Source organism: Treponema sp. (assembly GCF_045657965.1).
In the GTDB taxonomy this organism is placed as follows: Bacteria; Spirochaetota; Spirochaetia; order Treponematales; family Treponemataceae; genus Treponema_D.
In genome coordinates this window covers 1-4,662 of record NZ_JAZOUG010000019.1, presented here as the reverse complement: position 1 = coordinate 4,662, position 4,662 = coordinate 1, and the positions used below count along the sequence as shown (strand labels likewise).

The window sequence follows — 4,662 nt, the reverse complement described above, 5'->3', positions numbered from 1 at the left end:
CCTCATCATCGGATACGCTCCATGTGAATTGCACGGCGTTAAGGGCGGCATGAACCACTGTCAGGACGAAATGAAGGCAGCTGTTAAGGCTGGCTACTTAGGGAGCGACCGCCTGTGGCGGGCAAAAGTCGTGAGACGACTTTTGAGCGAGTCTCCGAGCAGCTATGCTGCGAAGGGAACCTCTTCAGCTTCAACCCAGCACTCAAGGCAGAAGGAAAGAACCCATTCACCCTCACATCAAAAGAAGGCGACGGAAGCTACCAGGCATTCTTGAACAACGAGACACGCTACTCTGCATTGACACGCAAGTTCCCAGAGCGCGCTAAGGTCTTGTTCGACCGAAACGAACAGGCTGCTAAGGCTAGATTCGAGCATTTGCAGAAGCTGGTTGAGTTGTATAAATAGTTTTCACGCTGACACTCTGACGAGTGCAGCGTAAAACATTTAATGCCGCGACTGCTGTTTTGCTTCGCAAAATGCGCAGCGTGGCAAATGAAAAAACGCTCCTCAAAAGGAATTTTTTCCTTTGAGGAGCGTTTTTTTGTTTTCTAAAAACAAGTATTACAAATAATTCTTATTTCGAAAAATATCCCTGCAATTTTTTGTACATTTCAAGTAAAAGTTCGTGCTGCTGAATTTCTTTTGAAACATTGCCCTGAATCGGATTGCTGGAAAAAAGAAGGGCAGGATGAACATCTAATACAGTGGCGATATCTATAATCAAATCGAAAGAAGGTTTTGCAATTCCACATTCAATATTACCGATTGTGCTTGTGGTAACATCACATAATTCTGAAAGTCGTGCCTGCGTGAGTTTCTTTTCTTTCCGGTATTTCTTCAAATTTGATATAAATTCTTGCTGATAATTTGTCATTTTTATCAGTATAAGTCGATGAAAATAAATTTGACATCGTAATAAAATGATATTAAGATTAAGAATGTCAATTTAATTGATAAGAATCTTATAGAAGGTTATACATGATTGTTGATACATTATCTTGTCTTGTTGGGAAAAAATATCAATCAAAGTTTTATTCCGTTTCTAAAGATTCTGAGGGTGAATCAACTGAAGAAAATGGAGATGTTGTTCTAAGCATTTCTAAGGAAGATGCTATTTATTCCATAAGAATTGATTTTAATATAAGTGGCAATTTGAAAGAATTCAATACTATTGAAAATAGAATTTCTTATAACAACTATAAGCAAAAACTTTATGTTGTCGGAATCCAAGAAGAAGACAAAAAAATTGAAATGTATGGAATTATTTTTAATTTAAAAACAGAAATAACGGAGACTACAAAATGACCACACTTAACGAATCAGTCGCAAATTATCCCGGAAGCATAAGCAAAGCAAAAATGCTTAGACATGGAACCGGCAAATATGAAAATATCATCAAATTTCTTGTGATGAACGGTTATGTTGATGCTGTTGATTACGGCAAAGATGAACTGCTTGCACTTGGTTTTGCAATTTCTGGTGAAAATGGTGAATTGCTTAAAAACAGTGCTGAGTTTGATGAACTGCAGAAAGAATTGCACTTTGGTGCAAAATATGACCCGAACTGGAATGAAAAAACTTCAACAGATAAAAAAGAGGAGAAAACTATGACTTGTTCAAAATGCGGTGCAGAAATTGCTGCAAATGTAAAATTTTGCCCTGAATGTGGTTCGCCTGTGGCACAGGAGAAAACGACTGCGGAAGAGCCTGCTCAGAAATCAGAAATAACGCAAGACGAAGCTGAAAATGTTGCGAGGGTAGCAGAATCTGCTCAACCGAACTTTGATCAGACACAAAGTAATGCAAGCGGTATTGCATTTACACCAAATTATGTGATTCGGGATTATTTGTATTTAGGTATTAACTTTATTATTGCTGGTTTATCAGTATTCCTCGGTTGTGGTTTTATCTATACCATATTTGACAGGAATTCTTTAGGAGAAATAGGTTTTTTTGGGATTTGTTTTATTTTAGCGCTTTTGTCGTTAATGTACTATACGGTAAGATATTTCATTTCTCAAATCAAAGGTTATCAAATTGATTTGGAGAATCGTATCCTTTTTGCACCGCCCGGACAATGGTTTCGCTTAAAGCGTGAATACATCAGTATTGACGATATACAGCAGATTTCAAGTTCTGATGAGACCAGCTTTTCGCAAAATCGTAGTACTGGCGAAATATCAGTTTGGCATTTTTATAAACTTCAAATAATTGGTGCTGCTGGTACATTCGGTTCTCGCAGATACACTTTCAAAACCGAACACAAGCGGGACGAGCTTTATTCCGCTATTGCAGAATTGAACCAAATGGGAACACCTGTAGTGTAAGGCTGTATTGTTATGAAAAAATTTCTCTTTCTCTTTGTTTGTGTTGCAATTCTTGTTTCTGCACTTTCTGGTTGTGGAAAATCAAACTTGCAGGGAGAGTGGGGCTGCTATGTTCCCGGCGGTCCTGCATATTCTCTTGAAATAAAAGGTTCTACGCTCAAATTCGGGCAGTTTGGTGAAATGTCCTCGCTTGTTTCGGAATATCATTACAAGCGAGATAAAAATATTCTCTATCTTTCGCTTATAAAAATGTCTGGTGACGGTGGTGTTACTTGGGAAAAGCGTGGTGGTGAGGATGGACTTATCAAATTTTCACTCAATGAAGACGGAACACTGGATTTCAACGGAAAACGATATGTTAAATCCTCAGAACTGCTGAAAGAGAAAAAATTCTTTGACGGAACTTGGACTGCTCATGCGAATGGAAGACCGGGAGCGACTACCACTGTAAATTTTGATGGAAATGATTTTGTTCAAGATGCAAGCCACGAAGCAAGCCTAAAAGGAAAAGTTATCCGTAAAGGCAGTCAAGTGACATACGACATTAAAAAGTATTGTGAAGATGGTAAAAACTGGAAGAAAGCCGACAGCAGTGCAAAAATTCAGGGGCGGGTGTTGATTTTGGATGAAAGCCATTTTGCCGACCTCATAGAAATGGGTGAGTATGGTGTTGTTGCACAGATTTTCACAAAGGTATTAAAAGAGTCTTCTTCAAAAAGCGAGAATAAAGGTGAAATGCCTGATAATTCATCAGAAGAAATCACCATTGAAAATCCAGATACATTTTCTGGAACCTATACTTCCTATGATGCGGATAAAAATATAGGAAAGATTATAGTCTTTACAGAAAATAGCGAATTTATTTTGATGGAAGTGGCAGATGACAAAGTTGTTTCGCATCGGCTTACCTATAAAAAAGCTGGAAACAAGTATTATGTAAAACTGCTTGCAACTTACAGAGACTTCGCATGGGAAGAAGAAAAAAGTACGGAAGAACTCATTGCAATCGACAAGGCAGACTATTTTCTTGTAATTAATGAAGAACCTCTTACAAATTGGGAAATGGCGTGCAATGATGCCGCTGAAACTAATGGCGTAACCATAGAAACATATTTTGATGGCACATGGAGTAATTCTAAAACATCAGCCTTTCAAAAGAACAATGTTATGATTTTCAAAGACAAACACTATAAAACGGATTCTGGTTTTGAAGGTAATTTCTCATACAAGGACAATACTCTCTTTCAAGACGGTTACAACACTCCAATTTATATTCTTGATGAAAATCATTTTGCTTCAATTCCCGACACAGACGGTGAAACAATCTGTAACATCTACGAAAGAATTGAAAATGAAAATTGAGAAAATAAAAAAATATGGCTTAGGGATTGTAGCACCGCCGTCAGGCGTTGCGGAACAAAGTGGAGCAATGAAGCGGCAGCGGAAGTGCGGAAAGCCTGACCCGTCGCATACGACGGGGAACGCCCTAAGTCTGTCACTCTTAAGCAATAAGGCCGGCTACTTAGGGAGCGCCCGCCTGTGGCGGGCAAAAGTCGTGAGACGACTTTTGAGCGAGTCTCCGAGCAGCTATGCTGCGAAGGGAACCTCTTCAGCTTCAACCCGGCCCTCAAGGCAGAAGGCAAGAATCCGTTCACTCTCACTTCAAAAGAAGGCGACGGAACTTACCAGGCATTCCTCAACAACGAGACACGCTACTCTGCTCTTACACGCAAGTTCCCAGAGCGAGCTAAGGTTCTCTTCGACAGGAACGAGCAGGCAGCTAAGGACAGATTCGTTCACTTGCAGAAGCTGGTTGAGTTGTATAAGTAATTGTACGTCACCCGCGTAAGCGAGTGAGCACTCCGCATTCATGCGGGTACACACGCCGCCCTTTCAACATGCTGTTGAGGGGGCGGTGTTTTTTTGTTGATTACGAAATCCAGATATAACCAAAAATAATTTTTTCTTGAGTGCCATTCTATGACACTCTCCGTGTGATATAATGAATCAACTTATGCAAGCGGAGGGTAAGCGTCAAACCAACCGGTGAATAACTGAAATTGTTATGTTATAATGCTCTTAATTATTCTGATGCACATAATCTGTGTTATACGCACAGCTCACTGAGCTGGTGAAGGAAAGGAAAAATGAAAATTAAAAAAATATTTTTTAGTTTATGTTTAACGATAATAGTTGCTACAAGTTTATCCTCACAAGATAAACAGAATTTTTCTTTTTATACAGATGATTTAGGTTTTCAAAAATATACAATAACACCAGATAAAATAATATTTGAAGATGAAGAGAGTAAAATTACAAAAGAATATGATAGAAA

General features: G+C 38.9%; 7 protein-coding genes. 6 read left to right on the top strand and 1 reads right to left on the bottom strand.

The annotated features are described in order from the left end of the window. Window positions 1–114 precede the first annotated feature (114 nt). A complete protein-coding gene (locus ACKI5B_RS00445) occupies window positions 115–405 on the top strand; it encodes a hypothetical protein (protein WP_407424983.1) in 291 nt (96 codons plus the stop codon). A gap of 169 nt (window positions 406–574) precedes the next feature. Here ACKI5B_RS00445 and ACKI5B_RS00440 read toward each other — a convergent pair whose 3' ends face one another. Continuing rightward, window positions 575–874: a helix-turn-helix domain-containing protein gene (locus ACKI5B_RS00440; protein ID WP_407424982.1), complete on the bottom strand. Its 300-nt coding sequence runs from the start codon at window positions 872–874 to the stop codon at window positions 575–577. A gap of 104 nt (window positions 875–978) precedes the next feature. Here ACKI5B_RS00440 and ACKI5B_RS00435 point away from each other — a divergent pair, with 104 nt between their 5' ends. The 5 genes from ACKI5B_RS00435 to ACKI5B_RS00415 all read left to right on the top strand — a co-directional run. Beyond that, on the top strand, window positions 979–1,305 hold the full coding sequence (locus ACKI5B_RS00435) for a hypothetical protein (RefSeq protein ID WP_407424981.1): 327 nt from the start codon (window positions 979–981) through the stop codon (window positions 1,303–1,305). After that, a complete protein-coding gene (locus ACKI5B_RS00430; RefSeq protein WP_407424980.1) occupies window positions 1,302–2,327 on the top strand; it encodes a zinc ribbon domain-containing protein in 1,026 nt (341 codons plus the stop codon). Before ACKI5B_RS00435 ends, ACKI5B_RS00430 begins: the two co-directional genes overlap by 4 nt. Before the next feature lie 12 nt (window positions 2,328–2,339). Further along, window positions 2,340–3,689 carry a hypothetical protein gene (locus tag ACKI5B_RS00425; protein WP_407424979.1) on the top strand — a complete coding sequence of 450 codons (1,350 nt, stop codon included), beginning with the start codon at window positions 2,340–2,342 and terminating at the stop codon, window positions 3,687–3,689. 177 nt (window positions 3,690–3,866) lie between these two features. Further along, the gene (locus ACKI5B_RS00420; RefSeq protein WP_407424978.1) at window positions 3,867–4,157 is read left to right on the top strand and encodes a hypothetical protein; all 291 of its coding nucleotides are present in this window, start codon (window positions 3,867–3,869) and stop codon (window positions 4,155–4,157) included. A gap of 317 nt (window positions 4,158–4,474) precedes the next feature. Next, window positions 4,475–4,662: hypothetical protein (locus tag ACKI5B_RS00415; RefSeq protein ID WP_407424977.1), on the top strand; the 188-nt coding region annotated here is incomplete at its 3' end.